Origin of the sequence: [Bacillus] enclensis, from assembly GCF_001456935.1 — a bacterium.
Classification (GTDB): domain Bacteria; phylum Bacillota; class Bacilli; order Bacillales; family Bacillaceae_B; genus Rossellomorea; species Rossellomorea enclensis.
Window position 1 is genome coordinate 417077 of the sequence record NZ_KQ758483.1, and the last position, 25204, is coordinate 442280.

Below are 25204 nucleotides of genomic sequence, written 5' to 3' on the forward strand. Positions count from 1 at the left end.
TACTATACCCTAAATACTATAAATATGTTCCCGCGTATAAGAGAATTTCCTCAAGCCCAAAGCCCTTCCTCTTTTTCTGTATTTGTGCTAGACTGAAAAAAAAGTGATTCCTAGAGGGGAAACGTTATGTTGACGCAAAGACAAGGTTTAGTTGTTTGGTTACATAGTTTGAAGCATGCAAAGTCTTTGAGACGATTCGGGAATGTTCACTATGTTTCAAAAAAAATGAAATATGTTGTATTGTACTGTAATCAGGAGGACATTGATTCTGTCATGGAAAAAATCAATTCCTATTCTTATGTGAAAAGAGTGGACCCTTCCTTCAAGCCTTTCATTAAATCGGTATTTGAAAACTCAAGGCCTGATAAGGCGAAGGAATATGATTATAAAATGGGGTTCTAAAAAATCAGCTGCCAACATCAGAGTTTGGCAGCTTTTTTTTATTACTGCAGGGGGGAGATATAGTGATTCAATCTTAATATGGCAATAAGATGCTGATAATAAAGATCTTTTTCCGGGAAGAAAGATGATGGCTTGACGTCGAGTTGAATAATCATTTTTTCAAGTTCTTTTGCGGTCTGTTCGAAAAGCGAAAACCTTTTATTTTCCATCATATTCGGATTGGGTATTCCTTCCCGGCAAATATAGATTGCCTGAAACTTCCCTTCAGCTGCCGGCTTCATTACGACGCCAAGCGATGTTACCGGTCTGTCTTTCACGATGGTGTGAAAGGCCATTAAATGCTGTACCCTTTCCTTGTTATATCTTGTCATTTCCAACAGTTCATAAATATCGGCCAATCCTTCACCTAATTCGATAAACCTCTGAATCATGTTTTGACTCCTTTTTATTCATAGTTAATCAGTTTCTTATTATTTCAAACAAACAACGAGAAGTAAAGAATATATAAGTCGAGGGAGGGAAGGAGAAATCCATTGTAATTGACGGAGAAGGCTGTTAAAAGATTTTGAACATAAAAAGCCCTGCAGATATTTCTGCAGGGTCCTTCTATATCCATTTCTGGAAAGAAGGCAAAGGGAGAGGAGAAACCGGAGGAAGAACTTATGGGGAAACGTAAGTCTTCTCCGCGGTTGGCAACAACATCAATTAGGATGTTGTTACTTCCATTATCACCTAACCAATTGATTTTATACATTAAGGAGGTAATTTTCGTATGTGGCGAATCATGTTGATTTGTGTTAGGATAGTGAGGAAAAAATACATATATGGTGGATGATTATGAGAGTGATTTCAGGAACACTAAAAGGACGGCAATTAAAAGCGGTCCCGGGAAGCGGCACACGCCCGACTACAGATAAAGTGAAAGAGTCGATTTTTAATATGCTTGGTCCTTTCTTTGAAGGCGGTACCGGCCTGGATTTATTTGCAGGAAGCGGGGGGCTCGGAATAGAAGCTCTCAGCCGGGGGCTGGATAAAGTGATTTTCGTGGATAAGGATTCGAAGGCACTGCAAACGATAAAGAATAATCTTAATGATTGCAAATTGATGGACCAGACTGAAGTATATCGGAATGATGCCGCAAGAGCACTTAAAGCGTTAGTTAAAAGAGAGGTAACATTTGATTATATCTTCCTGGACCCTCCGTATAAACAGAAAAGATTGGAAGAACTGGTCGCATACATTGATGAACATAATCTTTTAAATGAAAACGGTTACGTTATGTGTGAATACAGTTCAGACAGCAGGCCGTCAGATCAGATCGGGAAGTTGCAAAAAGTGAAAGAAGAAACCTACGGGATCATCGGTATATCAATTTATACATATTAAGAATGGCAACTAGCAGACATTTGGGGGTAAATGAATATGACGAGTATTGCAGTATGTCCGGGGAGTTTTGATCCGATTACATATGGACACCTTGATATCATAACAAGAGGGGCAAAGGTTTTTGATCAAATTTACGTTGTAGTCCTGAATAATTCCTCGAAAAAACCTTTATTTTCAGTGGAAGAAAGAATCGAGTTGATCCGTGAATCTACTAAAGACATTCCGAATGTCGTGGTCGATTCCTTTCAGGGTCTTCTTGTAGACTATGCAAAAAGCGTAAAGGCCAGTGCGATCATCAGGGGATTGAGAGCGGTATCCGATTTTGAATATGAAATGCAGATCACGTCCATGAACAGGGTGCTGGAAGAGGATATAGAAACATTCTTCATTATGACAAACAATCAGTATTCTTTCTTGAGCTCGAGCATTGTGAAGGAAGTGGCGAAGTACGGAGGGAATATATCCGAATTGGTCCCTGCGCCTGTCAAGAATGCATTGAAAGAAAAATATAATACAATCGAATAAAAAAAGCGGTTCATGGGAGTTTTATCACATGAACCGCTTTTTTGATCAATGTCCTTTATTAAATATTCTACTGCTGTAGATTAAGATATATAGCAGTAAGCAGAAGATTGTAATTGGAGGTCCAGCGGATTTCAGCCAGTAAAGAATTTCATTCCACATATACTCATTCCCATAGGAAAATACAGGTACGGCATTCGAAAGCTGTTCATCGGATAACCTTTCATAGACCGGTTTCCAGATGATGAGCGTCACGATGGAAGCTGCGGCACCGTGAAGAAATCGTGCGTAGAAGAAAGGCTTAAACCGGATATCTGTCTGGGCAAGGATGCTGGCCACCTGGGCTTGAACACTGAATCCTGAAAAGCCAAGGATAAAACTTGTGATGATCGCCTGGTGCAGCAGTGTTGCTTCAGACGTACTGCTTGTCAATTTTGATCCCAGGGTTATTTCAAACAAGCCGGAAATGAAGGGGATGCTCAATTGCTCGGCCAAATGGGCCAGCTGGAACAAAGCAGAAAAACCTGCAGCCACAAACGTGGTGATATGAAGGTGGTACAGCATTTTGTTTATGACCGAAAAAAGAATGATAAACCCGCCTATCATCAATAAAGTCTGGATTGAGGATGTGACGGCGTCCCCCAGCAGTTTACCAATCGGACGATTATCTTTCAATCTGGTTTCATGAAGGGCAGAGAACGCTTCCCTAAGAATGAATCCTCTCTTCTCCGCGGTTCTGTTGTCGAGGGCTTCATGGTCTTTTCCCCCATAAAATCTCATCGCGAGACCTACACAGAAATTGCCTATATAGTGAGCGGCCGCAAGCACCACACCGAGTGTAGCGTTTTGAAAAAACCCCACTGATACAGCTCCGAAAATAAATAACGGGTTAGAAGAGTTTGTGAAAGAAACCAATCTCTCTGCTTCGATTTTTGTAAGCTGTTTTTCCTGACGAAGGCGTGCTGTTAATTTGGCACCTGCCGGAAAACCGGATGCCATCCCCATAGCCCAAACAAACCCGCCTGTTCCCGGTACCCGGAATAAGGGGCGCATCATTGGTTCGAGGACCACCCCTATAAATCTTACTACCCCAAAACCAATCAGCATTTCGGAAACGATAAAAAAAGGCAGCAGTGAAGGAAATACAATTTCCCACCACATATCCAGTCCCCTTATCGAAGCCTCCAATGATTCATCTGGCATAAGAATCAATGCTGCAGCAAAAACTGTCACACTTGCCGATAAGACCAACGTTTTCAATTTCGACTTCAACAACCGGACGTCCCTCCTCCGAGAGCTATGTCAAATTCTTGTGAAACACAGAAAGAATGATAAAATGAGAGTAACCTCAACTTGTCCTCATATTTATCAATATACTCATACATATTAGAAATAGACCATATGATGAATTGAACCGCTAACTAAGGGTGAAGGGGGTACTCATATGAAAAGACCAAAGATTGGCTTGGCCCTTGGTTCAGGTGGAGCTCGAGGATTTGCACATTTAGGGGTCTTGAAGGCTCTTAAAGATGAAGGCATCCCCGTCGACATGATTGCCGGGAGCAGTATGGGTGCACTGGTGGGCTGCTTGTATGGGGTCGGTCACAGGATGGAGGACCTCTATAAATTATCCACGACCTTCAGAAGGAAATATTATTTGGATTTTACAGTTCCGAAGATGGGATTCATCGCCGGGAAGCGTATAAAAGAATTCATTCAATTGTTTTCACATAATAAGAACATTGAAGATCTGAACATCCCTGTAAGCGTTGTGGCCACTGATATAACAAATGGAGAAAAAGTGGTCTTTACATCAGGTCCGGTCGCAAGTGCAGTCAGGGCAAGCATAGCGATTCCTGGCATATTCGTACCGGAGAAGATAGACGGACGCCTTCTTGTAGACGGGGGCGTCATCGACAGGGTCCCTGTTTCGGTCGTGAAAGAAATGGGGGCAGATCTTGTTATCGGCGTTGATGTATCCCACGTCAAACGGAATGCTGAAATTACTACTATATATGATGTCATAATGCAGAGCATTGATATCCTTCAGCTTGAAATCGTGGCTCATCGGGAAATCGCTTCCGATTTCATGATCCGGCCGCATGTGGAAATGTACAGTACACGGGCTTTCAAGAATATCGAAGAAATAATTGATATGGGGGAAGAGGAGGCAAGGAAGGTTATTCCTTCTATTAAAAAAGCGCTGGAGGAATGGAAGGGGTAAAATCTATGAAGAACAGAACGCTGATCAGAATTATGGTTGTGATGACGGTATTTATCGTAGCAACGTCCTTTTATTATCTTCCCTATTATGTAACGAAGCCGGGGAGCGCCCATGAGCTGGATCCCATCGTAAAGGTGGAAGACGGCTTTGATGATAAGGGTGAATTTATGCTGACTACTGTAAGGATGGGGAAAGCAAATATATATGCCTATCTTATCGCCAGCTTTAAAAAATATGAGTATATTTATCCTGTTGAAGAAATCCGGAATCCTCATGAAAGTGATGAAGAATATAATCTGAGACAACTTCAGCTCATGGAAAATTCCCAAAATCACGCGATTGAAGTCGCCTTCAAAGCAGCGAATAAACCCTATCATTATAACTACAAAGGGATATATGTCTTAAATGTTTATCCTGAAATGCCGGCTGCTGACATCCTGAAACCAGGCGACAGGATCACAGCCATTGACGGGCAGGAATTCGAATCATCTGAAGAATTCATCCAATATGTGGGGAAGAAAGAAAAAGACGATAAAGTAGAGGTAAAGTTTATAAGAAATGACAAAGAGAAAATTGAAACAGTCCCATTGAAGGAATTTCCGGAAATGCCGGATAAAGTGGGACTTGGCATTTCATTAAGTGACGACAAGGATATCGTCACCGACCCTGAAGTATCCCTGGATACAGAGGAAATTGGCGGCCCGTCGGCCGGGTTGATGTTCAGCCTCGAAATTTATAATCAATTGACGAAACCGGATTTGACCAAAGGGTATCCGATCGCAGGGACCGGAACAATTTCAGAAGACGGGGAAGTAGGCAGAATCGGTGGGATTGAACAGAAAATCATCGCAGCTGACAAAGCAGGTGCAGAGTATTTCCTTGCCCCTGACGATACGATATCAGAGGAAATAAAGAAAAACAATCCGGAACTTGAATCCAATTATTCAACAGCCAAAAAGACGGCAGAAGACATCGGGACAGACATGAAAGTCATTCCGATCAAGACATTTGATGAAGCGATAAAATTCCTTCAATCACTTCCTGAGAAATAAACAATGAAAGAGACTGCGCAGGCAGTCTCTTTTTTGCTTTGATCTTATCTCATCATGACTGGAGGCTGAGACCACTCCTGATGAAGTAACTTTTTCTTAGCTTCATTAGAGGAAAGACCAAGTGAATAGATGTCGGCAGCTTTCATGTCTAAAAATATATCTTTTTTATCTGCGCTGGAAAGTTTGCTGATCAGAGGAAGTTCCAATGATTTTTTCATTTTATTCAAATATTCCTGCCCGGTCTTATTCATCCCCAGCAATCTGATGTAGGAAGGGGCAGCATGCCTTTCATTCATTTCACTTTTTGTTGTATTGGTCAATATATGCAGCGCCATCCTCTGCAGACGTGTCCACGTATACCTTTTGGATTTCACCCTGTTCATGAAATCTTCAAACGAAAGCGCTGACTTTGAGCTTTCGATCATTCTGTTTTCAATACCTTCTTCTATTTCATAGATCTCCCGCAGCTGGGAAGGAGAAGAGGACATAATCTTGTATTGAAGCAATGGCCAATATTTTTCCCATCTATGATACCCTCCAAATTCCTTTCTGTAATGTTCCAATATTTCGTATGTGGCGGACGGTATGTAGCGGTTGATCACATTTTCTTCTTTATCCGGGTCGAAGAGATTTTTTCGGATACTGGTGGCACTTGCGATGGAAGGGGACGCAAAGTGCTCATCATGATAGCCTGCTGATTCACGTGTTATCGTAAATGCCTGTAAAGACGGAGCAACTGTATTTCTTGCTTCAATATAATGGTAGCCCAGGATATTATTCGGTTTGCTTAAATCAATCAGGTTTCCGCTGCTTTTTAGGTCCTTGAACGCTTTCGACAAGGCAGAAGGATAGCTTAGGCCTTCATTCATATAGTTTTTTATCGATGCATCATATGTGTCCCGGTTGCTTTGAATTAAATTGACGGTTTCTTCAAATGCGGAGATTCCTCCGTCTTCACTCCCAAAGCAAAAGCTTTCGCAACCTATTTCATGGAGCAGGGAGATGGATCCTTTCGCGAACGTTTCTGCATGCTGTGTCGCGAATGCATAAGGAAGTTCAATGACGATATCAACCCCTGCTGCCAAAGCCATTTTTGTGCGTGCCCACTTTGACACGATGGCGGGTTCACCGCGCTGAAGGAAATGCCCGCTCATACAGGCGATTACAAGATCAGCCCCCGACGTTTTTTTTGTCTCAGTCAGATGATGCAGGTGTCCATTATGAAACGGATTATACTCAACTACTACCCCTGTTGCTTTCATAGTAAATGTCACTCCTTCTGCAAAAAATAGATGAATAAATGATAAATATCTATAAGTATCATATCGGATATTCAAAAATATTTGAAACGGATTATCATAAAGCGTTATAATTGCAACACTGACACCGTAATAAGTGTAAAGAAAAAATATTGACAAACGGTAATATCAAGTCTATAATTACCTTTGTTGCCTTGAGGTGATGACATTGAAATGGTCGATAATACAATTACAAAAGTACAGGGATAAAGGACTTACCCTTGATGAAACAGTGACTTTCGACAATCCCGAAGAAATTGATCCGCAAGTCAGGAACGTTTCTCCGATCCATGTTACAGGTAAGGCTGACATTGGAACGAATCGCGTCACTTTCCATCTTAACATAACGGGGCATATGGTTTTACCCTGTTCCAGAACCCTTGTGGATGTGGATTTGCCAATCAATCTTAAAACGATTGAAACCTTTCTTCTTTCAGAGACTGAATATGATCATTATGAAGAAGAAGAAATCCACCGCATAGAAGGGGATGTAATTGATTTAAAACCAGTAATCAGAGAGTTGCTGTTACTTGAGATACCTTTACAGGTAATCAGCGATGAAGCGAGAGAACAGGATAAGCTTCCTTCCGGTAAGAACTGGGAAGTGATGACGGAAGAACAAGCTTATGAAGTCGAAGAGGAAAAAGAGAAGAAAGTTGATCCTCGACTCGCTGACTTAGCAAAGCTTCTTGATCAAAACAAGAACTCTTAAAAGCGAAGTACCAGTTCGTTCTGGCTTCATAATATTTTTATCTCTTTAAGGAGGTGGGAAGAATGGCAGTACCTTTTAGAAGAACATCTAAAACAGCAAAAAGACAACGTCGTACACACTTCAAACTACGTGTACCTGGTATGGTAGAATGCCCAAACTGTGGTGAAATGAAACTAGCACACCGTGTTTGCAAAGAGTGCGGAACGTATAAAGGAAAAGAAGTTGTAAACAAATAATTTTATTTACAACTGGTTGCAAATAATCATTTGCAACAAATAAAAAAGCGTGAAGAGGCCATGGCTCTTCACGCTTTTTTTATTGCGGCACTGTTCAAGTCAGTTGAATCCATTTACACTATAGAAAAAAGGAGGGGCAGCAAGATGGGAGAATATATCATACATAAAGATGAGAAGGGGATACTTCATTTCATAATCAACCGTCCTGAAAAAAGAAATGCTATCAACTATGAAATCATGGACGGACTCGACAAAGCTTTAAAAGAATGTCATGTGAATTCATCCGTAAAAGCATTTGTCATCACTGGCAGTGGAGAAGAAGCCTTTTGCTCAGGAGGGGATTTATCCGAGTTCCACCGCTTGAAAACCGAAGAGGAAAGTTATGAAATGCTCAGGCATATGGGGGACATCTTAACAAGAATTGCGTTTCTGCCCAAGCCGACGTTCGCTTTTATCAATGGGACGGCAATTGGCGGGGGATGCGAGATTGCGGCTTCATGCGATATTAGAGTTGCCAGAAAAGGGATCAAGATGGGATTTGTCCAAGGGAACCTTGCCATAACCACCGGCTGGGGAGGAGGAACTTTGCTCCATAAAAGGATTAATTCGTCCAGAGCTATATCCCTTCTGATGGAAGCGAGCTTGAACGAAGCTGAATTTTTATACGAAATCGGCTTCATAAATGAACTTGTAGGGGAGAAGGGAGATATGAGGGACTTGCCCTTATTAAAAGCTGTTTCAACTAAGACCGCTGGTGTACTCAAAGCATACAAAAAACAGCAGTTGAACGATTGGGACAGAACAGTTATGGAGAAGAACATTGAAAGTGAAATCCGTGAATGTTCAAGGCTGTGGGCGTTGGAAGAACATCACAAGGCGGTTGACCGTTTCTTAGCCAGATAAAGGAGCCGGATTAATTATTTTGAATTCAAGTAATCTGTTGATTCTATCTACTCTAGTAAGTGCATATGCATGAATAAATGGATCTTACAGGAGGGATGGAAATGTCTTCAAATAGACAGGATGCTTGGAGTCAGGATGAAGATGTAATACTTGCTGAAGTTGTATTGCGCCATATACGGGAAGGCGGCACTCAGCTAAAGGCATTTGAAGAAGTTGGAAGAAAGCTATCGAGGACATCCGCCGCATGTGGTTTCCGGTGGAATTCGTTTGTACGCAAACAATATAAATCAGGTATAGAGTTAGCGAAGAAACAAAGGAAACAAGCAAAAAAACATACTCCTCTGGTGAATAAGCCTCACCAGGAAACATCTTTCCAACCTGAGATCGGTGAAAACGCAAATGAGCATTTCTCGATGAGCAGTATGATCCAGTATCTGCAAAAAGCAGAAGAAGCGGTCAGTAATGAAGCGAAGGCAATGCTTGAAAATAAAAAGCTGAAGGATGAAATCTCTCAATTGGCACATAAGTGTGAACAGGTTGAATCAGAATTAAAAGAATACAAAAGTAAATTCTCTTTACTTGAAGAAGATCATAAATCCCTGTTGACGATTTTTGAAAAAGCTCGAAAAATGGCCCTTTTACAGGGGAATGAAGAAAAAGTGAAATTCCAAATGGACAAAAACGGGAATCTTCAAAGAGTTAACAAATAAGAGACATCTAAAAAGGCTGGCTAATGATTAGCCAGCCTTTTTGTTGATTAGCCGATTTTTTGTTCTTTTACACCTTCAGGATACCAGACCATCGGATTTTCACCGAGATCTCTTTCCACATCGTAGGTGACTGCCTCAAAGCCCATCTTTTCCCAGAATCCTTGGGATTTGATTCTGGAATTCGTTTTGATCGGCAGGCCGTAACCTTTTGCGAATTCAACAAGGAGCTTTCCGTATCCTTTGCCTTGATATTTAGGCAGAACCTCAAGTTTCCACAATTCCAAATATCTTTGCGGTGGATCGAAATATTGATCGAACCGGGCCTCCCTTTGATACAGACTCATTCGTGCAATCAATGTATCTCCGAAATAAATGCCGTAAAAAGGAGACTCGCTGTCGTTTTCGATAATATTGGCCTGGAGATCCTCAAGCATGGATAATTCTTGCACTCCATACTCTTTAAACTTCTTGAACTCTTCGAGAGTTTTATAATTCACTTTTAATTTCTCAACTTTTACTGCCATCATATTACCTCCTACTATTACTTCCAGATAGCTTGCATAAACGGATATTTTTGAATCCGTCTGCAGCTATTTAAATAATAAATTGATTATTTACTATTATTATATAACAAATAAACAAAAAATTCTGCACTCAAATAAGAAAACGTTTACAATAAAGAGGAGGATTTCGACGGTTTTTGTAGAAATCTTTATATGTATTGCTGTTTTTTATAGAAAGGGGAGATAGTGTGCAAAAAGTTTTAATTGCAAACAGGGGAGAAATTGCTTCAAGAATCATTAAAACGTGTAAACAATTGAACATTCAGACGGTTGCTGTCTACTCTGATGCAGATGAGGAACTGCCTTTTGTCAAGGAGGCCGATATTGCTCATCGAATCGGTGAACCGCCCGTAAACAAATCTTATTTAGTTATAGATCATATTCTTGAAGTGGCAAGGAAAGAAAAAGTTGACGGAATCCACCCTGGATACGGCCTGTTATCGGAGAATGGGGAATTTGCGAAAAGGGTTACGGAAGAAGGTTTTACCTTCATCGGACCATTGCACAGTACAATCCAGAAAATGGGAGATAAAGTAGAAGCCAGGAAGGTCATGCAGCAGGCCGGGGTCCCGGTTGTCCCGGGAAGCGAAGGCGGGGTAGACAATATCGAAACTGCCAAGGAACTTGCCGAAGGAATCGGGTATCCGGTCATGCTTAAGGCGAGCGGGGGCGGGGGCGGAATCGGAATGATTCGCTGTGAAAATGAGCAAGCGCTCGTTCAAAGCTTTGACTCTACAAAAAATCGTGCAAAAGCATATTTCGGTAAAGATGAAGTCTTCCTTGAAAAATGTGTTGAGAACGCGCGTCACATTGAAGTGCAGATTTTCGGTGACAGCCATGGGAACATCGTCCACTTGTTTGAACGAAACTGTTCAGTTCAGAGACGAAACCAGAAAGTAATAGAGGAATCCCCTTCACCGGTGCTGTCTGAAAAGACAAGACAAGCGATGTATGATGCAGCAGTCCAAGCGGGGAAGGCAGTTGATTATATCAATGCCGGGACAGTGGAGTTCATTGTGGATGGTGAAGAAAATTTCTATTTCCTCGAAATGAATACAAGGCTTCAAGTCGAGCATCCGGTAACAGAATCCGTCACCGGTCTTGACCTTGTTAAATGGCAGCTTTTAGTAGCTGATGGAAAGCCTCTTCCTTTATTGAAGCAGGAAGAAATCACTTCTGAAGGCCATGCATTGGAATTTAGAATATACGCCGAAGATCCTAAAACATTCTATCCTTCCCCTGGCCAGATCAAGGTGCTTAATTGGGGAGGAAGTGAAAATGTCCGGATAGACTCGGGATATGACGAAGGGAATAAAGTCACCCCTTTCTATGATCCGATGATTTCTAAATGCATCATCACCGGTCAAGATCGAACAGAAGCAATAGAAAAAGCAAAGACATTTTTCTCTGAAGTGCAAATTGAAGGTCTCAAGACAAATGTGGGTCTCTTCAAAGAAATAATAGGGGAAAAAGAGTTCCTTGATGGTACGTACACAACGAAATGGCTACAGGATTATTTGACTGCAAACAGAACATAAGATGATAAAACACATAATTGGAGGAAATGAAAATGAAAGAAATTACAGCAGCTATGGCAGGAACAGTATTAAATGTTTTGGTAGAACAAGGAGGCAGCGTCTCTGCCGGTGACACAGTCCTCATGCTTGAATCAATGAAAATGGAAATCCCGGTCGAAGCCGAAGCCGAAGGGAAAGTCTCAGAAATAAAAGTAAACGTCGGCGACTTCGTCAACGAAGGCGACGTACTAATAGTCCTTGAAGGATAAGACAGCTTTGGATATTGGTATGTATTAATTTTCGGACGAATATTGATGAAGATACATTCCAATGAAAATGATAAAAAGTGATTTCATGGTAAGAGACTGTTCCAGCTGTTTGCTGGAGTGGAAGACGAAGACTCCTACTAGAAAAGCGGAAGGGCTTTGCTCAGAGGCTTATGACATGTGCCTCTAAGCCCTGGAGCTGGACAGTTCCTTCACCCGTGAATAAGCCGAGTTCACGGGACACCAGCGAAAAGCGTAGTCTTGCATGGAAACCAACAGCGGAGTTAAATAGCCATCACCGTATTAAATGACTTAAAGTAGATGAAGATAGCGTTTTCAGAGGGGTACAAACACTACATAACGAACAAAGGGGGATTCATATGACTGCATCTAAAACATTCATAGATACACTCAATGAAACAAAAGAAAGAATAAACGCCGGCGGCCAGCCGAAATACCACGAAAAATTAAAAGAACAAAACAAAATGTTCGTCCGTGATCGTCTTCAGCTATTATTCGACAATGGGGATTACCAGGAAGACGGCATGTTCGCAAACAACAAAGCGGAAGATCTTCCTGCAGACGGTGTTGTAACAGCCATCGGTAAAGTAGGCGGACAGACAGTCTGTGTAATGGCCAATGATTCTACGGTCAAAGCTGGTTCGTGGGGTGCAAGGACTGTAGAAAAAATCATCCGCATCCAGGAAACGGCACTGAACCTTCAAGTCCCTATCTTTTATTTAGTCGATTCAGCCGGAGCCCGTATCACCGACCAGCTAGAAATGTTCCCGAATCGCAGAGGGGCTGGTAAGATCTTTCATAATCAAGTGAAAATGTCCGGGATGGTTCCTCAGGTCTGTATCCTTTTTGGCCCATCCGCGGCAGGCGGAGCATATATCCCGGCTTTCTGTGATATCGTCATCATGGTTGATGGGAATGCATCGATGTACCTCGGGTCACCCCGTATGGCGGAAAAGGTAATAGGAGAAAAGGTAACGCTGGAAGAAATGGGCGGGGCTAGAATGCACTGTTCTGTCAGCGGCTGCGGTGACTTACTTGCTGCATCTGAAGAAGAAGCGATCGAAGAGGCGAAAAGATATTTGGGTTATTTCCCGGCAAACTATAAAGAGAAACCTTCCGTGAAAGAAGGGGTGGCACCAAAAACGGATAGACTTCTCGAAGACATCATCCCTCAGCATCAAAATGCACCGTTTGATATGTACGAAGGCATAAATACTCTGATTGATGAAGGCAGCTTCTTCGAAATGAAGAAATTATTTGCTCCTGAGCTAATCACAGGATTTGCCCGTATGGATGGAAAAGTGGTCGGAATCATTGCCAACCAGCCAAAGGTTAAGGGCGGTGTCTTGTTTCATGACTCTGCGGATAAAGGTGCTAAATTCATCCAGCTGTGTGATGCATTCCATATTCCTTTGCTTTTCCTTGCTGATGTTCCAGGCTTTATGATCGGGACAAAAGTTGAAAGGGCTGGGATAATCAGGCACGGTGCCAAGCTTATTGCAGCCATGAGCAGTGCGACTGTACCGAAGATTTCTGTTATCGTAAGAAAGGCATACGGTGCAGGATTGTACGCTATGGCTGGACCGGCATTTGATCCAGATGTCTGCATTGCACTTCCTACTGCACAAATAGCCGTGATGGGGCCAGAAGCAGCAGTGAATGCAGTGTATTCAAATAAGATCCAGGCGATTGAAGACCCGAAAGAAAGAATAAAATATGTTCAAGAGAAACAACAGGAATATAAAGAACATATCGATATCTATAAATTGGCTTCAGAATTGATCATCGATGAAATCACAGCTCCGAATGAGCTACGTTCTGTATTGATTGAGCGTTATAAACTGTACGAAACAAAAGATGTGCAGTTCAGTGAAAGAAAGCATCCGGTGTATCCGGTTTAAGGTTTTGAAGCAGACTTGTTCCTGGAATATCAGGAACAAGTTTTTTTGTGCTTCTTTTTACCTGTAGTTTTCTGAAAGGGAAATATTTGCTAAAATATGAATCATACATAATCTGTTTAAAAAAGGAGATAGCATGAAGATAGGGATTATAGGCGGAGGGGCACTCGGACTTCTTTTCTCTCATTATTTAAGTGAAAAGTTTGATGTCACCCTGTTAGTAAGGAGATCTGAACAAGTTCAAGAGATAAACCGTCATGCTCTCACTCTTAAGAGGGATGGTCATGACTATCATTCTTTTTTCCAAGCAGAGAGGCTCAGGGGAAGTGGCATGGGATTCAATCTCATCATAATAGCTGTTAAGGAATATGACCTTGGACCGGTATTGAATGCCTTGGTAAATACCGATGTCAGTGTTCCATTATTGTTTCTGCAGAATGGTATAGGTCATATAGATCGGGTGAAAAGCCTGCCCCACGAAACCCTTCTTGCAGGCTCTGTCGAACATGGGGCATTAAAAGAAAATGATCACTCAGTCGTCCATACAGGTAAAGGCAGGACAAATCTTGCTTTTATAAGAGGAGAATCGACCCGGATAGAAGAACTATTAATACAGGAAATAAAATATTTTCCTTTTTCACTCAAAGACGACTATGAAAAAATGATTTTAAAAAAATTATTTATTAATGTATTGATTAATCCTCTGACCTCGATTGCCCGAATAAAGAATGGCAGGCTGGCGGAAAATCCACATTTCCTTCATATACAGCATGCGTTATTCAATGAATTGCACATCCTTTTTCCTCATATGAAGGACCACATCCGCTTCGAAGAAGTCATGGACGTAGTCAAGAGCACTTCATCTAATCGTTCATCCATGCTCAAGGATATTGAAGAGAGAAGAAATACAGAGGTTGAGACCATTCTGGGAGCTTTGTTGTTAAAGGCCGAAAAAGAAAACCATTTTTTACCCATCATGAAAACACTTTACGAATTAGTTAAAGGAATTGAAAGAGAAGGTCAGGGGGGGTAAAATGGCTTCTATTTTTTCAACGATCATTGCCATTTTTGTCATTATTCCATTTTTGGGGTATTTCATCAGCTTTATTATTGCCAAGGAAGTAATGAAGAATCACCGCAAAGCGGTACATCTTGCGATTGACGTGACTACATTTTTGTTGATGGTCTCTGTCCATTTTATTGTGCTTGCCATATGGAACACTTCTTACTTGTGGATTATATTTCTTAGTGTTTGCTGCATAGGCTTGATATTTGCCGTATTATATTGGAGGGCAAAAGGAGAAATCCATTATCCTCAGGTCATCAGGGGTGTGTGGAGGATAAATTTCCTTTTGTTTTTTGCGGCTTATATCGCTTTAATGATCACGGGCTTGATCATAAGAATTATCGAACTGAATTAGTCCTTTTTACAGGCAGTTTTTTTTCTTTTCGGTCAGTGAAATGGTATACTCATCGTTAGGAAATAAAGAGCCAGAAAAGGAGTAGTAGTTCATATGGATTTGGAGAATCTGAACATTCCGGCGATCAACCAGTTTGCTTCATTATATATAGAGCAGAAAGAACCAGTGACTTCTTTTTTTCACTATAATATAAATCAGTCCGATGTCTATTCGCAGCGGATGGAAGACTTGGCGGCCCGTGAGTTCCCTCGTGCCGAACTGACGGATTGTATCGCCGGGTATATGAAAGGTCTGCCTGGCTCCCGGGAAGTAAATGAGTCCCTGGCGAAACTGAAGAACGATGCAGTAGCCGTCGTGGCAGGCCAGCAGGCTGGTTTATTAACAGGGCCGTTATATACGATACATAAAATCATCTCTATCATCAAACTGGCAAAGCAGCAGGAAAAAGAGTTGAATCATCCTGTAGTGCCTGTATTTTGGATTGCCGGGGAAGATCATGATTATCAGGAAGTGAATCACATTTATCTCGAGAAAGGGAACATAATCGAGAAAAAAGGCTATCCCGAAAGAGTGTCTGGAAAGAAAATGACTTCGGACATTTCATATGATAGAAACGTGATGAAGAACTGGGTGACAGAAATTCTCAAGACCCTTGGTGAAACCCCGCATACAAAAAAACTGGCAGGCGAATTGACAGAAATGATAGAAGATCAGAACGATATTGTAAGATTCTTCGCCCATTTCGTCATGCACCTGTTCAAAGACTTTGGACTGCTTGTGATCGATTCCGCCTACCCGCAATTACGGTCCCTTGAAAAACACCACTTTCATCATCTGATTGAGGGAAGTCAGCAGATTACGAATGCAGTTCTCGAGCAGCAGGGTGAAATAAAAAGAAATGGTTTCAACACCCAGCTGGATATCTCTCCCGATGCAGCAAATATTTTTATCAACTTAAACAATGAACGCGCATTGCTTGAAAGAGAAGATTACAGCTTTACTGAAAAGAATACCGGGAGTGTGATCTCGGCCGCTGAATTGCTGTCGATGCTTGAAAAAACACCGGAAAACTTCAGCAATAACGTGGTGACAAGGCCAATGATGCAGGAATGGCTGTTTCCTACGCTTGCCTTCATCGGAGGGCCGGGAGAAATTGCTTATTGGGGAGAATTGAAGAAAGCTTTCGAATATGTGGGATTAAAAATCCCGCCTGTCATCCCCAGATTAAGTATCACCCTGCTTGAAAGGGAAGTGGAGAAGAAAATGGATCTCCTCGGTCTTTCATTATCCCAAGTGTTAATGAATGGTGTCACTGAAGTGCGCGAAAGATATTGGGAATCCATAAAGTTGCCGAGTCTGGAAATCGAAATATCCGAGCTTGAACAAATGATGCAGAAAAAATATGAGGATATCCGTGATAAGACCGCACGGATCGGACACGGGTTGGATCAAATTGCGGATAAGAATCTTTCAATCCATCTGCAGCAATTAGATTTCTTAAGGAAAAGGACAGATAAGGCGCTGAGGGATAAGCATGATAAAACGTTTTCAGATTTTGCAAAAGTAGATAACTGTCTGCGCCCAAGCGGCGGTCCCCAGGAAAGGACCTGGAATGTCCTTTATTTCCTCAATAAGTATGGAGAGGACTTTATCCGGAACCTGACATCCCTTCCGATGGACTTCGACGGAAGTCATAAAGTCGTTTATGTTTGAATTCAAGTACGAAAAATAAAAAAGGACTTCTTTCGTAATAAAAGGCGAAAGAAGTCCTTTTTGTGTGTTTATAAGACAAGTTTTTCTTCCTTTCCCTGTCAGGAAAAGGAGGAAAAAGGAAACAGAAAATTAAAGGAAAAATTTTATAAAAAGAGAATTTAGAAAACAGTGGAGAAAAGTGGGGGGATGTGGTACATTTGTGATAGAAAGTGGGGGCAGTGCATATGTTCATGGGCGAATATCAACATAACATTGATAATAAAGGCCGTTTAATAGTGCCTGCCAAGTTCCGCGATCTACTCGGCGATTCTTTCGTCATCACCCGTGGTTTGGACCAATGCTTATTCGGCTACCCCATGGATGAATGGCGCGCACTTGAAGAAAAGTTGAAAGCATTGCCTCTGACAAAGAAAGACGCACGTGCTTTTACACGCTTCTTCTTTTCTGGAGCAACAGAAAGTGAATTGGACAAGACTGGCAGGATCAACATCCCTTCAACTCTTGTCAATTACGCAAAGCTGGATAAAGAATGCATCATCCTTGGAGTTTCCAATCGGATTGAGATTTGGAGTAAGGCTTTATGGGAAGACTACTTCACAGAGTCCGAAGATTCTTTTGCAGAGCTAGCAGAGAATATGATAGGATTTGATATTTGACAGCTCAAAAACGTTCGATTGGAAAGGTGACGTCAACATGTTTAAACATACAACGGTATTATTAAAAGAAACAGTAGATGGATTGAATATCAAAGAAGATGGAGTTTATGTCGATTGTACACTGGGCGGTGCGGGACATAGTGAATACCTGCTGAGCCAATTATCAGATAAGGGGCATCTATACTGCTTCGATCAGGATGAAACGGCAATCCGCCATGCAAGGGAAAAACTTTCACCCTATAAGGGACAGGTGACCTTTGTTCAATCGAATTTCCGCAACTTGAAACATGAGCTTGGACAGCTCGGAGTACATAGTGTAGATGGCATCCTGTATGATTTGGGTGTGTCATCACCGCAGCTTGATACACCGGAAAGGGGTTTCAGCTATCATCATGACGCCCCGCTGGATATGAGGATGGACCTTGAAGGGGATGTGAGTGCATTCGATGTTGTGAATCACTGGGCTTTCGAAGATCTTGTCCGTATCTTTTACCGGTATGGGGAAGAAAAGTTCTCAAAGCAGATTGCCAGGAAGATCGAGGCCGCTCGTGAATTAAAACCGATCGAAACCACTGGAGAGCTTGTTGAATTGATTAAGGAAGGAATTCCAGCACCCGCTAGGAGAAAAGGAGGCCATCCTGCCAAAAGGGTGTTCCAGGCGATCAGGATTGCAGTCAATGATGAACTCGGGGCTTTTGAAGATTCCCTTGAACAGGCGATTGATGTGCTTGGAAAAGGCGGAAGGGTGAGTGTCATCACGTTTCACTCGTTAGAGGACCGAATGTGTAAAACGATGTTTAAAGAGAAAGCATCGGGGCCTGATCTGCCGCCAGGGCTTCCCATCATCCCAAAGGAATACGAGCCGGTGTTAAAACTAGTCACGAGAAAACCGATATTACCAAGTGAAGAGGAACTCACAGAAAATAATAGGGCAAGATCAGCAAAGTTAAGAATTGCAGAAAAAAATAGATAAAAAAAGGAAATGGGAGGGAGTAACAATGAGTAACTTAGCCAGAAAGGTTGAAAGGGAGCAAATGTCTGCCCAGACTGCGGGTGTGAATCCCCAGCCGCTTAGAAGAGAACAGCGATCTGTCATAACACCAGGGGAAAAGATTCTTGTTGCGATTTTTGCGGTGGTGTTTTGCTTCTTGGCTGTTCAAATCGTACAGACTCAAGCAGCCATATATGATGTTAATAAAGAAGTGCAGGTAATGGAGACGGCTGTTGAAAAGCAGGAAAAGGCAAACAATGACCTTAAGCTTCAAATCAGCGAGTTAAGTACATATGAACGTATTTTGGAAAAAGCAAAGGAACTTGGACTTAACTTAAAAGAAAAGAACGTGAAGGTTGTTGAACAATAATGAAAAAGAGACCAAGCATGAACATAGGGGCAGCCATCCTTTTTGGGATTTTCGGCTTGCTCTTTTTTGTATTAATGGTTCGATTTATTACGATTCAGGTAACGGGCGAGGCAGAGGGGAAAGTGCTCGCTTCTCAGGCAGCTGAAAAATATATTAAAAGCCGGATACTGGAAGCCCACAGAGGAACCATTTATGATCAAAGAGGGGAAGTCATTGCAGAGGATACTTCAGCCTACACTCTGGTTGCCATACTGAGTCCGACAGTGACAAGTGACCCAGAAAACCCAAAACATGTAACCGATCCAAAAAAGACGGCAAGTGTACTTTCTGACTATATCGAGATGGACGAAAGTGAAATCTATGAAAAACTGACAACCGAAGGTGCTTACCAGGTTGAATTCGGTGCAGCGGGAAGGGCACTTACCCATCAGATGATGCTTGATATAAGAGATGAAGAGCTCCCTGGAGTTACATTCAGGAAAGAAGCGAAGAGGTTTTATCCCAATGGGACCTTTGCCTCCCACCTTATCGGGTTTGCTCAAAAGTCAACTGATGAGGACGGCAAGCCCGTGACAACAGGCAAGATGGGAATTGAAAAAAGCTTTAATGACGTCCTCGGCGGTGAAAATGGTTCAGTCGAATATAAAAGCGACGTATGGGGCTATCTCCTTCCCAATTCTGAAGAGCATGTTTCCCCCCCGAAGGATGGAAATGATATTTATTTGACGATCGACAAGAAAATCCAGACGTTCCTGGAAGAAGCCATGAATCAAGTGCAAAAACAGTACAAGCCCAAGAATATGTTTGCGATTGTATCGGACCCTAAAACGGGAAAAATCCTTGCGATGTCACAGCGTCCGACCTTCCACCCCGATACGAGGGCGGGACTGACGGATAACTGGACGAATACCATTGTGGAAGAAACCATTGAACCAGGTTCCACGATGAAGTCCTTTTCGCTTGCAGCTGCAGTGAATGAAGGGAAATTCAATCCCAATGAAGCATACCAATCTGGGACTTATAAGGTGGATAATGTACCGAATCCCATCCGTGATCACAATGGCGGAGAAGGATGGGGGTCGATTTCTTTCCTTGAAGGCGTCCAGAGATCATCCAATGTTGCATTTGCCTATCTGTTGGATAAAATAGGATTTAAAGAATTTGAAGGATACCTTCACGATTTCGGATTCGGGGAACCTACGAATGTCGGCCTGCCCCATGAGGCTTCAGGATCTATTCTTTACCATTATCCAATCGAAAAATATACCACCATCTTCGGTCAGGGGACTACCGTTACCCCTCTGCAGATGATCCAGGCGGAATCAGCGATTGCGAATGATGGAAAGATGATGAAACCATATATCATTTCAAAAGTGGTCGATCCGAATACAAAAGAAACAGTGAAAGAAACAAAACCTCAAGTGGCGGGTAATCCCATTACTAAGGAAACTGCCGAGAAAACGAGAAAATACTTAGAAACGACTGTCACATCAGAACACGGAACAGGTACTAGATTTGCGATAGAAGGGTACAGCGTGGCCGGCAAATCAGGGACTGCCCAAATCCCAGACCCTGAAACAGGCGGTTATCAATATGGAAAGGAAAACTATCTGTTTTCCTTTATGGGGATGGCCCCGGCGGATGACCCTCAGTTGATTGTTTACGTAGGGATTCAGCAGCCGGAATTAAAACCTACTGAAATCGGGTCCGACCCAGTCTCACAAGTTTTCAAACCTGTAATGCAAAACAGCCTGAAGTACTTAAATATCAAGCCGCAGGAAAAGGTGAATTTGAAACAGGAACAACTTCCAGATCTGTCAGGCATGAGTGTAGAAAAAGCAAAAGCTGAAATCGAAAAAGCAGGTGCGGAACCTTTCATTGTGGGGGACGGATCAGAAATAATCAGGCAGCTTCCTCAAGCAGGGAATGAGATCCTCGAAGGAGGAAAGGTCATTCTTAGAACGGACGGAGAAGTGACCATACCGGATATGAGAGGATGGTCAATAAGGGATGTCTTCAAGGTAGCGAATATATCCGGTCTTAAAATAAATATGGTTGGCAAAGGATTTGCCGTAAGCCAAAATATACAGCCTGATTCTCCTGTGAAAGAGGATGAACCGCTCGTAGTGAATTTTGAAACTCCTGAAGAACAGCTGCAAAAGAAGGATGAAGCGGATGACATGGAAGAAGGAAGGCCATAGTATTCGTTAGAAGAAAGATGGACGATTCGATGTGTTCACTCTTTGCTCAACCGGACGATTTTCCGAGGGGCAGGGGGCACTGTGAACGAATCGTCCTTTTCTTTTTGCCCCGGGCAGCAGGGTGAATATCCCCCCTTTATATCGGCAGGCAGTGAATGGTATGTCCGATAAAGAAATACATACCCCTCTATGTCCAAGCATATAATGGAACGAGCCATAGAAGGGGAGGTCCATTTGTGAAAAGAGTATCGAACGTGACAGTAAGGAAGAGATTGGCGATTGCTCTGATTGTGGGAGTGTTGATATTTTCCATCATTGACTTGAGGCTTGGTTATGTGCAGTTTTTTATGGGGGATATGCTGACAAGCCGTGCCAAAGATTCTTGGAGCCGGAATATCCCTTTTCAGCCTGAACGGGGGAAAATAGTGGACCGGAACGGGGTTGAGTTAGCAAGCAATCAAAGTGCCCCGACGATATTTGTCGTTCCAAGACAAATAACCGATCCGCAGGAAACCGCTGAGAAGCTGGCGCCAGTTCTTAATATTTCAGTAGAAACTGCATATAAATATGTAACACAGAAGGCCAGTATGGTTTTGATTAAAGAAGCAAGGAAGATATCTTATGATAAAGCAAAAGAGGTCACTGAACTAAATTTGAAAGGGGTTTACCTTGGGGAGGACTCCAAGAGATATTATCCTTATGGAAGTTATTTGTCCCATGTGCTTGGTTTTGCGGGCATCGACAATCAGGGGCTGATGGGGCTTGAATTATCCTATGATGAAGAACTGACGGGAGATAAAGGGTATGTGAAGTTTTTCTCTGATGCGAAAGGGAAAAGGATGGGGGATATGGCGGATGATTTCGAAGATCCCGAGAATGGACTTGATCTGAAGCTGACAATTGATACGAAGGTTCAAACGATTGTAGAGAGGGAGCTTGACATTGCACAGGCAACCTACAACCCGGACGGAATGATCGCCATCGCAATGAATCCAAAAAATGGTGAAATTTTAGCGATGGCCAGCCGCCCCACATTTGACCCTGCGAATTTCCGGAATGTGCCTCAGGAAATTTACAACCGGAATCTTCCGATATGGAGTACGTATGAGCCTGGATCAACCTTTAAAATTATCACTCTGGCTGCTGCCTTGGAAGAAAAGAAGGTAGATTTAAATAAAGAGACGTTTTATGATTCAGGTCATGTCGAGGTGGCAGGTTCTACACTTCACTGTTGGAAAAGAGGAGGGCACGGCAGTCAAACCTTCCTTGAAGTAGTCCAGAATTCTTGCAACCCGGGGTTTGTAGAATTGGGGGAACGCCTTGGGAAAGAAACATTATTTAAATATATAAAAGACTTTGGATTCGGACAGAAGACAGGAATCGATCTTCAAGGTGAAGGGAAAGGGATTCTGTTTAATTTAGACCGTGTTGGACCTGTTGAACAGGCAACCACTGCTTTCGGTCAGGGGGTCGCCGTAACACCGATCCAGCAGGTGGCTGCCGTTTCCGCAGCTGTGAACGGGGGGACCCTATATCAGCCATACATTGCAAAAGAACTGATTGATCCCGAAACAAATGAAGTTGTGATGAGAAAGACGCCGCAGGTAAAGAGGAAAGTAATCTCGGAAGAAACATCCAAACAAATCCGTGAAGCGCTCGAAAGCGTAGTGGCACAGGGTACTGGCGGCAATGCTTTCGTTGATGGATACAGGGTAGGAGGAAAAACCGGGACTGCCCAAAAAGCCAAGGATGGAAAATACTTGGAGAATAATCATATTGTTTCATTCATGGGTGTGGCACCAGCCGATGACCCTGAGATCGTCGTGTATGTTGCCGTCGATAATCCAAAAGGTACCATTCAGTTTGGGGGAGTCGTAGCTGCTCCAATTGCGGGAAGCATCATCGGGGATAGTCTTGTTGCTATGGGTGTACCGAAAAGGAAAGATCAGATTGAGAAGAAAATGAAATGGGATGATATCCCGTTGATCGAAACTCCTGACTTAATCGGTTTAAACAAAAAAGAGCTTCAGGAACAACTGGTCAACTTAAATCTTGATATCAGCGGAAGCGGTGATAAAGTCGTAAATCAGTCGCCTGACCCTGGTGTGAAAATCAAACAGGGATCCACAATCAGGATTTACCTGTCTGAATAAAAGACGTCAGTGGAAAATTACGAACTAAGTTAAAAGGTTGATAGCTTTCAAGACTATTTTTATGTAAAATATAAAAAGGTTGCTTTCTACCTGTGAGGAGTTGAAATGATGAGATTGCACGCTTTGCTGGAAGTACTGCCGTTTTACAAAGTACAGGGTGAAGGAAATCCGGCTATTTCAAACATCGCAAACCACCATAAGAAAGTAAGGAATGGGGATTTATTTATCTGTATCAAAGGTCTGGAGGTTGACAGCCATTCCCTCGCCCATGTTGCTGAGAAAAACGGTGCAGCTGCTATTCTTGCAGAAAGGGAAGTGGACGTTGACATACCCGTAATCATTGTGCCGGACACGAAAAAAGCTATGGCTGTCCTGTCGGATCATTTTTATGAACAGCCCTCACATCGTTTGTTGCTTGTTGGTGTGACGGGCACAAATGGCAAAACCACTACCACTAATCTGATTGATCAGATATTTACGGGTAATGGAATGAAGACGGGACTTATAGGGACGATGCATATAAAAGCAGGCGACGAGCTTGAGGTGAGTCATAATACGACGCCGGACAGCTTGACTCTGCAGCAGACGTTTCATCGGTTCTGCAAGAAAGGCGTCAAGTCTGCCATCATGGAAGTTTCCTCACATGCCCTCGATCAAGGGAGGGTGCATGGATGTGACTATGATATTGCCGTTTTCACCAATTTATCTCAGGATCATCTGGACTACCACCGATCAATGGATGAGTATCGGAATGCGAAAGGCTTATTGTTTTCACAATTAGGAAATACTTATTATAAAAAAACTCCTAAATATGCCATCATAAACAAAGATGATCATGCCGCGGAATATTTCATCAGGTCCACAGCAGCTCATGTATTCACATATGGTTTATCAGCGGAAGCAGACTTCTGCGCACGGGACCTGCAATTGAAACCTTCTGAATCTTCCTTTACCCTGGTCAGTCCGTTCGGGGAGAAGGACATAGTCCTCCCGCTTGCCGGGAAATTCAATGTGTATAATGCACTTGCCGCGATTGCTGCAGCTTCTGCTGCCGGCATATCCGTCGAACAAAGTGTTAGGCTGCTCGAAAACGCCCAAGGTGTAAGAGGGAGATTTGAATCGATTTCTGAGGGTCAGCCTTTCTCTGTGATCATTGATTATGCCCACACACCTGATGGGTTGAAAAATGTACTGGAAACCATTCAGTCGATAGCGGCCGGCGAGATCATCGTCGTTGTGGGGTGCGGAGGCGACAGGGACAAAATCAAACGGCCGATCATGGCAGAAATCGCTTGTGAGTACGGGGATTTCGCTGTTTTCACATCAGATAATCCAAGGACGGAAAATCCTATCGATATTTTAAAAGATATGGAAGCCGGAGCCGTCGGAAAAGAATATAAGTTGATTACTGATCGGAAAAATGCGATAAAAGAAGCCATCCTTCAGGCAAAAGAAGGGGACGTTGTCCTCATTGCCGGCAAGGGCCATGAAACTTACCAGATTATCGGGAATGATGTATATGATTTCGATGATCGGGAAGTTGCAAGACAAATTATAAGGGAGCTGTAACCATGCTCTTTTATGAAGATGTCAAGCAACTCTTTCCACATACACGAGGAGTAGAGCTGACGGGGATGGTATTTAAAGCTGTTTCCCCGCTCCCGCACGTCAAACTGGAGAAGGGGTTATTTATTCCATTGGATTCTCAGATGAAGCTTTTTGACAGCATCTCGAATGGTGCAGTCGCTTCTCTATGGAAAAGAAGTGAAACGGTTCCTCTATTTGTTCCGAATCACTTTCCTTTATTTCTGGTTGATGATGTTCATACAGCTTATCAAGAGCTTATACATTTTTATAATCAAAAAAACAAAGAAGAAAAGTGGGAAATTATGACGATGTTTATTTGTAATAGTGAATCTGATTTAAAAACAGCAATGAACGAAGAAAACTTGGAAGATATGGACCAAGGTAAGAAAGGAGGGGAATAGT

Annotated in this window: 26 protein-coding genes; 22 read left to right on the plus strand and 4 right to left on the minus strand. The window is 42.5% G+C overall.

The genetic code is table 11. The features are described 5' to 3' along the window. Positions 1 to 126 precede the first annotated feature (126 nt). On the plus strand, positions 127 to 402 hold the full coding sequence (locus AS034_RS09780) for a YlbG family protein (protein ID WP_032088956.1): 276 nt from the start codon (positions 127 to 129) through the stop codon (positions 400 to 402). A 41-nt stretch (positions 403 to 443) separates the two neighbouring features. Here AS034_RS09780 and AS034_RS09785 read toward each other — a convergent pair whose 3' ends face one another. Further along, a complete protein-coding gene (locus AS034_RS09785; protein ID WP_032088955.1) occupies positions 444 to 833 on the minus strand; it encodes a DUF7147 family protein in 390 nt (129 codons plus the stop codon). A 406-nt stretch (positions 834 to 1239) separates the two neighbouring features. Here AS034_RS09785 and rsmD point away from each other — a divergent pair, with 406 nt between their 5' ends. Then, on the plus strand, positions 1240 to 1788 hold the full coding sequence (rsmD, locus tag AS034_RS09790) for a 16S rRNA (guanine(966)-N(2))-methyltransferase RsmD (protein WP_058298355.1): 549 nt from the start codon (positions 1240 to 1242) through the stop codon (positions 1786 to 1788). Positions 1789 to 1824: 36 nt separating this feature from the next. Beyond that, positions 1825 to 2313: a pantetheine-phosphate adenylyltransferase gene (gene coaD / locus AS034_RS09795; RefSeq protein WP_032088953.1), complete on the plus strand. Its 489-nt coding sequence runs from the start codon at positions 1825 to 1827 to the stop codon at positions 2311 to 2313. Between the two features lie 45 nt (positions 2314 to 2358). Here the strand turns inward: coaD and ylbJ are convergent, their stop codons facing one another. After that, positions 2359 to 3585 (minus strand): sporulation integral membrane protein YlbJ, encoded by a 1227-nt coding sequence (gene ylbJ, locus AS034_RS09800; protein WP_058298356.1) that lies wholly within the window; start codon positions 3583 to 3585, stop codon positions 2359 to 2361. A gap of 169 nt (positions 3586 to 3754) precedes the next feature. Here ylbJ and AS034_RS09805 point away from each other — a divergent pair, with 169 nt between their 5' ends. Both AS034_RS09805 and AS034_RS09810 read left to right on the plus strand, forming a co-directional pair. After that, positions 3755 to 4534: a patatin-like phospholipase family protein gene (locus AS034_RS09805; protein ID WP_032088951.1), complete on the plus strand. Its 780-nt coding sequence runs from the start codon at positions 3755 to 3757 to the stop codon at positions 4532 to 4534. 5 nt (positions 4535 to 4539) lie between these two features. After that, positions 4540 to 5586: a SepM family pheromone-processing serine protease gene (locus AS034_RS09810; RefSeq protein ID WP_032088950.1), complete on the plus strand. Its 1047-nt coding sequence runs from the start codon at positions 4540 to 4542 to the stop codon at positions 5584 to 5586. A gap of 44 nt (positions 5587 to 5630) precedes the next feature. Here the strand turns inward: AS034_RS09810 and AS034_RS09815 are convergent, their stop codons facing one another. Beyond that, positions 5631 to 6848 (minus strand): nucleotidyltransferase, encoded by a 1218-nt coding sequence (locus tag AS034_RS09815; protein ID WP_032088949.1) that lies wholly within the window; start codon positions 6846 to 6848, stop codon positions 5631 to 5633. A 205-nt stretch (positions 6849 to 7053) separates the two neighbouring features. Between AS034_RS09815 and AS034_RS09820 the strand changes: the two genes are divergently transcribed. The 4 genes from AS034_RS09820 (at position 7054) to AS034_RS09835 (ending at position 9445) form a co-directional block, all read left to right on the plus strand. Beyond that, complete coding sequence (locus AS034_RS09820) at positions 7054 to 7596, plus strand: YceD family protein (RefSeq protein WP_032088948.1); 543 nt, start codon at positions 7054 to 7056, stop codon at positions 7594 to 7596. 62 nt (positions 7597 to 7658) lie between these two features. After that, a complete protein-coding gene (rpmF, locus tag AS034_RS09825; RefSeq protein ID WP_032088947.1) occupies positions 7659 to 7832 on the plus strand; it encodes a 50S ribosomal protein L32 in 174 nt (57 codons plus the stop codon). A gap of 144 nt (positions 7833 to 7976) precedes the next feature. Next, positions 7977 to 8735, plus strand: a complete 759-nt coding sequence (locus AS034_RS09830) for an enoyl-CoA hydratase/isomerase family protein (RefSeq protein WP_032088946.1) — start codon at positions 7977 to 7979, stop codon at positions 8733 to 8735. Between the two features lie 101 nt (positions 8736 to 8836). Then, complete coding sequence (locus AS034_RS09835; RefSeq protein WP_058298357.1) at positions 8837 to 9445, plus strand: RsfA family transcriptional regulator; 609 nt, start codon at positions 8837 to 8839, stop codon at positions 9443 to 9445. A 47-nt stretch (positions 9446 to 9492) separates the two neighbouring features. On the opposite strand, the gene AS034_RS09840 is transcribed toward AS034_RS09835, so the two are convergent. Next, entirely contained in the window at positions 9493 to 9969 is a 477-nt protein-coding gene (locus AS034_RS09840) for an N-acetyltransferase (protein ID WP_032088944.1), read from the minus strand. 227 nt (positions 9970 to 10196) lie between these two features. On the opposite strand from AS034_RS09840, the gene AS034_RS09845 reads away from it, so the two are divergent. The 13 genes from AS034_RS09845 to AS034_RS09905 all read left to right on the plus strand — a co-directional run bounded on the left by AS034_RS09845 (position 10197) and on the right by AS034_RS09905 (position 25203). Continuing rightward, entirely contained in the window at positions 10197 to 11546 is a 1350-nt protein-coding gene (locus AS034_RS09845) for an acetyl-CoA carboxylase biotin carboxylase subunit (protein WP_032088943.1), read from the plus strand. A gap of 32 nt (positions 11547 to 11578) precedes the next feature. Beyond that, positions 11579 to 11794, plus strand: a complete 216-nt coding sequence (locus AS034_RS09850) for a biotin/lipoyl-binding carrier protein (RefSeq protein WP_032088942.1) — start codon at positions 11579 to 11581, stop codon at positions 11792 to 11794. 377 nt (positions 11795 to 12171) lie between these two features. After that, positions 12172 to 13713: an acyl-CoA carboxylase subunit beta gene (locus AS034_RS09855; protein WP_058298358.1), complete on the plus strand. Its 1542-nt coding sequence runs from the start codon at positions 12172 to 12174 to the stop codon at positions 13711 to 13713. Positions 13714 to 13846: 133 nt separating this feature from the next. Next, on the plus strand, positions 13847 to 14743 hold the full coding sequence (locus AS034_RS09860; RefSeq protein ID WP_058298359.1) for a ketopantoate reductase family protein: 897 nt from the start codon (positions 13847 to 13849) through the stop codon (positions 14741 to 14743). A 1-nt stretch (position 14744) separates the two neighbouring features. Then, positions 14745 to 15131 (plus strand): DUF3397 domain-containing protein, encoded by a 387-nt coding sequence (locus tag AS034_RS09865; RefSeq protein ID WP_058298360.1) that lies wholly within the window; start codon positions 14745 to 14747, stop codon positions 15129 to 15131. A 93-nt stretch (positions 15132 to 15224) separates the two neighbouring features. Then, complete coding sequence (bshC, locus tag AS034_RS09870; RefSeq protein WP_058298361.1) at positions 15225 to 16844, plus strand: bacillithiol biosynthesis cysteine-adding enzyme BshC; 1620 nt, start codon at positions 15225 to 15227, stop codon at positions 16842 to 16844. Between the two features lie 224 nt (positions 16845 to 17068). Then, entirely contained in the window at positions 17069 to 17500 is a 432-nt protein-coding gene (mraZ, locus tag AS034_RS09875; protein WP_032088937.1) for a division/cell wall cluster transcriptional repressor MraZ, read from the plus strand. 37 nt (positions 17501 to 17537) lie between these two features. After that, on the plus strand, positions 17538 to 18473 hold the full coding sequence (gene rsmH / locus AS034_RS09880) for a 16S rRNA (cytosine(1402)-N(4))-methyltransferase RsmH (RefSeq protein ID WP_032088936.1): 936 nt from the start codon (positions 17538 to 17540) through the stop codon (positions 18471 to 18473). Positions 18474 to 18498: 25 nt separating this feature from the next. Beyond that, entirely contained in the window at positions 18499 to 18861 is a 363-nt protein-coding gene (gene ftsL / locus AS034_RS09885) for a cell division protein FtsL (protein ID WP_032088935.1), read from the plus strand. Then, complete coding sequence (locus AS034_RS09890; protein ID WP_058298362.1) at positions 18861 to 21062, plus strand: penicillin-binding protein; 2202 nt, start codon at positions 18861 to 18863, stop codon at positions 21060 to 21062. The genes ftsL and AS034_RS09890 overlap by 1 nt, the downstream gene beginning before the upstream one ends. Positions 21063 to 21298: 236 nt before the next feature. After that, a complete protein-coding gene (locus AS034_RS09895; RefSeq protein ID WP_058298363.1) occupies positions 21299 to 23215 on the plus strand; it encodes a stage V sporulation protein D in 1917 nt (638 codons plus the stop codon). Positions 23216 to 23323: 108 nt separating this feature from the next. Beyond that, positions 23324 to 24784, plus strand: coding sequence for a UDP-N-acetylmuramoyl-L-alanyl-D-glutamate--2,6-diaminopimelate ligase (locus AS034_RS09900; RefSeq protein ID WP_032088932.1), 1461 nt, complete (start codon positions 23324 to 23326; stop codon positions 24782 to 24784). A gap of 2 nt (positions 24785 to 24786) precedes the next feature. Beyond that, complete coding sequence (locus AS034_RS09905; protein ID WP_058298364.1) at positions 24787 to 25203, plus strand: hypothetical protein; 417 nt, start codon at positions 24787 to 24789, stop codon at positions 25201 to 25203. Position 25204 lies beyond the last annotated feature (1 nt).

Bases quoted from the DNA above. Each gene is read 5' to 3' on its own strand.
- bshC (WP_058298361.1), top strand. From the start codon at position 15,225: ATGGATTTGGAGAATCTGAACATTCCGGCGATCAACCAGTTTGCTTCA.
- AS034_RS09785 (WP_032088955.1), bottom strand. From the start codon at position 833: ATGATTCAGAGGTTTATCGAATTAGGTGAAGGATTGGCCGATATTTAT.
- AS034_RS09865 (WP_058298360.1), top strand. From the start codon at position 14,745: ATGGCTTCTATTTTTTCAACGATCATTGCCATTTTTGTCATTATTCCA.
- AS034_RS09805 (WP_032088951.1), top strand. From the start codon at position 3,755: ATGAAAAGACCAAAGATTGGCTTGGCCCTTGGTTCAGGTGGAGCTCGA.
- AS034_RS09840 (WP_032088944.1), bottom strand. From the start codon at position 9,969: ATGGCAGTAAAAGTTGAGAAATTAAAAGTGAATTATAAAACTCTCGAA.
- AS034_RS09810 (WP_032088950.1), top strand. From the start codon at position 4,540: ATGAAGAACAGAACGCTGATCAGAATTATGGTTGTGATGACGGTATTT.
- AS034_RS09905 (WP_058298364.1), top strand. From the start codon at position 24,787: ATGCTCTTTTATGAAGATGTCAAGCAACTCTTTCCACATACACGAGGA.
- mraZ (WP_032088937.1), top strand. From the start codon at position 17,069: ATGTTCATGGGCGAATATCAACATAACATTGATAATAAAGGCCGTTTA.
- AS034_RS09815 (WP_032088949.1), bottom strand. From the start codon at position 6,848: ATGAAAGCAACAGGGGTAGTAGTTGAGTATAATCCGTTTCATAATGGA.
- AS034_RS09860 (WP_058298359.1), top strand. From the start codon at position 13,847: ATGAAGATAGGGATTATAGGCGGAGGGGCACTCGGACTTCTTTTCTCT.
- rpmF (WP_032088947.1), top strand. From the start codon at position 7,659: ATGGCAGTACCTTTTAGAAGAACATCTAAAACAGCAAAAAGACAACGT.
- rsmH (WP_032088936.1), top strand. From the start codon at position 17,538: ATGTTTAAACATACAACGGTATTATTAAAAGAAACAGTAGATGGATTG.
- rsmD (WP_058298355.1), top strand. From the start codon at position 1,240: ATGAGAGTGATTTCAGGAACACTAAAAGGACGGCAATTAAAAGCGGTC.
- AS034_RS09850 (WP_032088942.1), top strand. From the start codon at position 11,579: ATGAAAGAAATTACAGCAGCTATGGCAGGAACAGTATTAAATGTTTTG.
- AS034_RS09780 (WP_032088956.1), top strand. From the start codon at position 127: ATGTTGACGCAAAGACAAGGTTTAGTTGTTTGGTTACATAGTTTGAAG.
- ftsL (WP_032088935.1), top strand. From the start codon at position 18,499: ATGAGTAACTTAGCCAGAAAGGTTGAAAGGGAGCAAATGTCTGCCCAG.
- AS034_RS09855 (WP_058298358.1), top strand. From the start codon at position 12,172: ATGACTGCATCTAAAACATTCATAGATACACTCAATGAAACAAAAGAA.
- AS034_RS09835 (WP_058298357.1), top strand. From the start codon at position 8,837: ATGTCTTCAAATAGACAGGATGCTTGGAGTCAGGATGAAGATGTAATA.
- AS034_RS09900 (WP_032088932.1), top strand. From the start codon at position 23,324: ATGAGATTGCACGCTTTGCTGGAAGTACTGCCGTTTTACAAAGTACAG.
- coaD (WP_032088953.1), top strand. From the start codon at position 1,825: ATGACGAGTATTGCAGTATGTCCGGGGAGTTTTGATCCGATTACATAT.
- AS034_RS09830 (WP_032088946.1), top strand. From the start codon at position 7,977: ATGGGAGAATATATCATACATAAAGATGAGAAGGGGATACTTCATTTC.
- AS034_RS09890 (WP_058298362.1), top strand. From the start codon at position 18,861: ATGAAAAAGAGACCAAGCATGAACATAGGGGCAGCCATCCTTTTTGGG.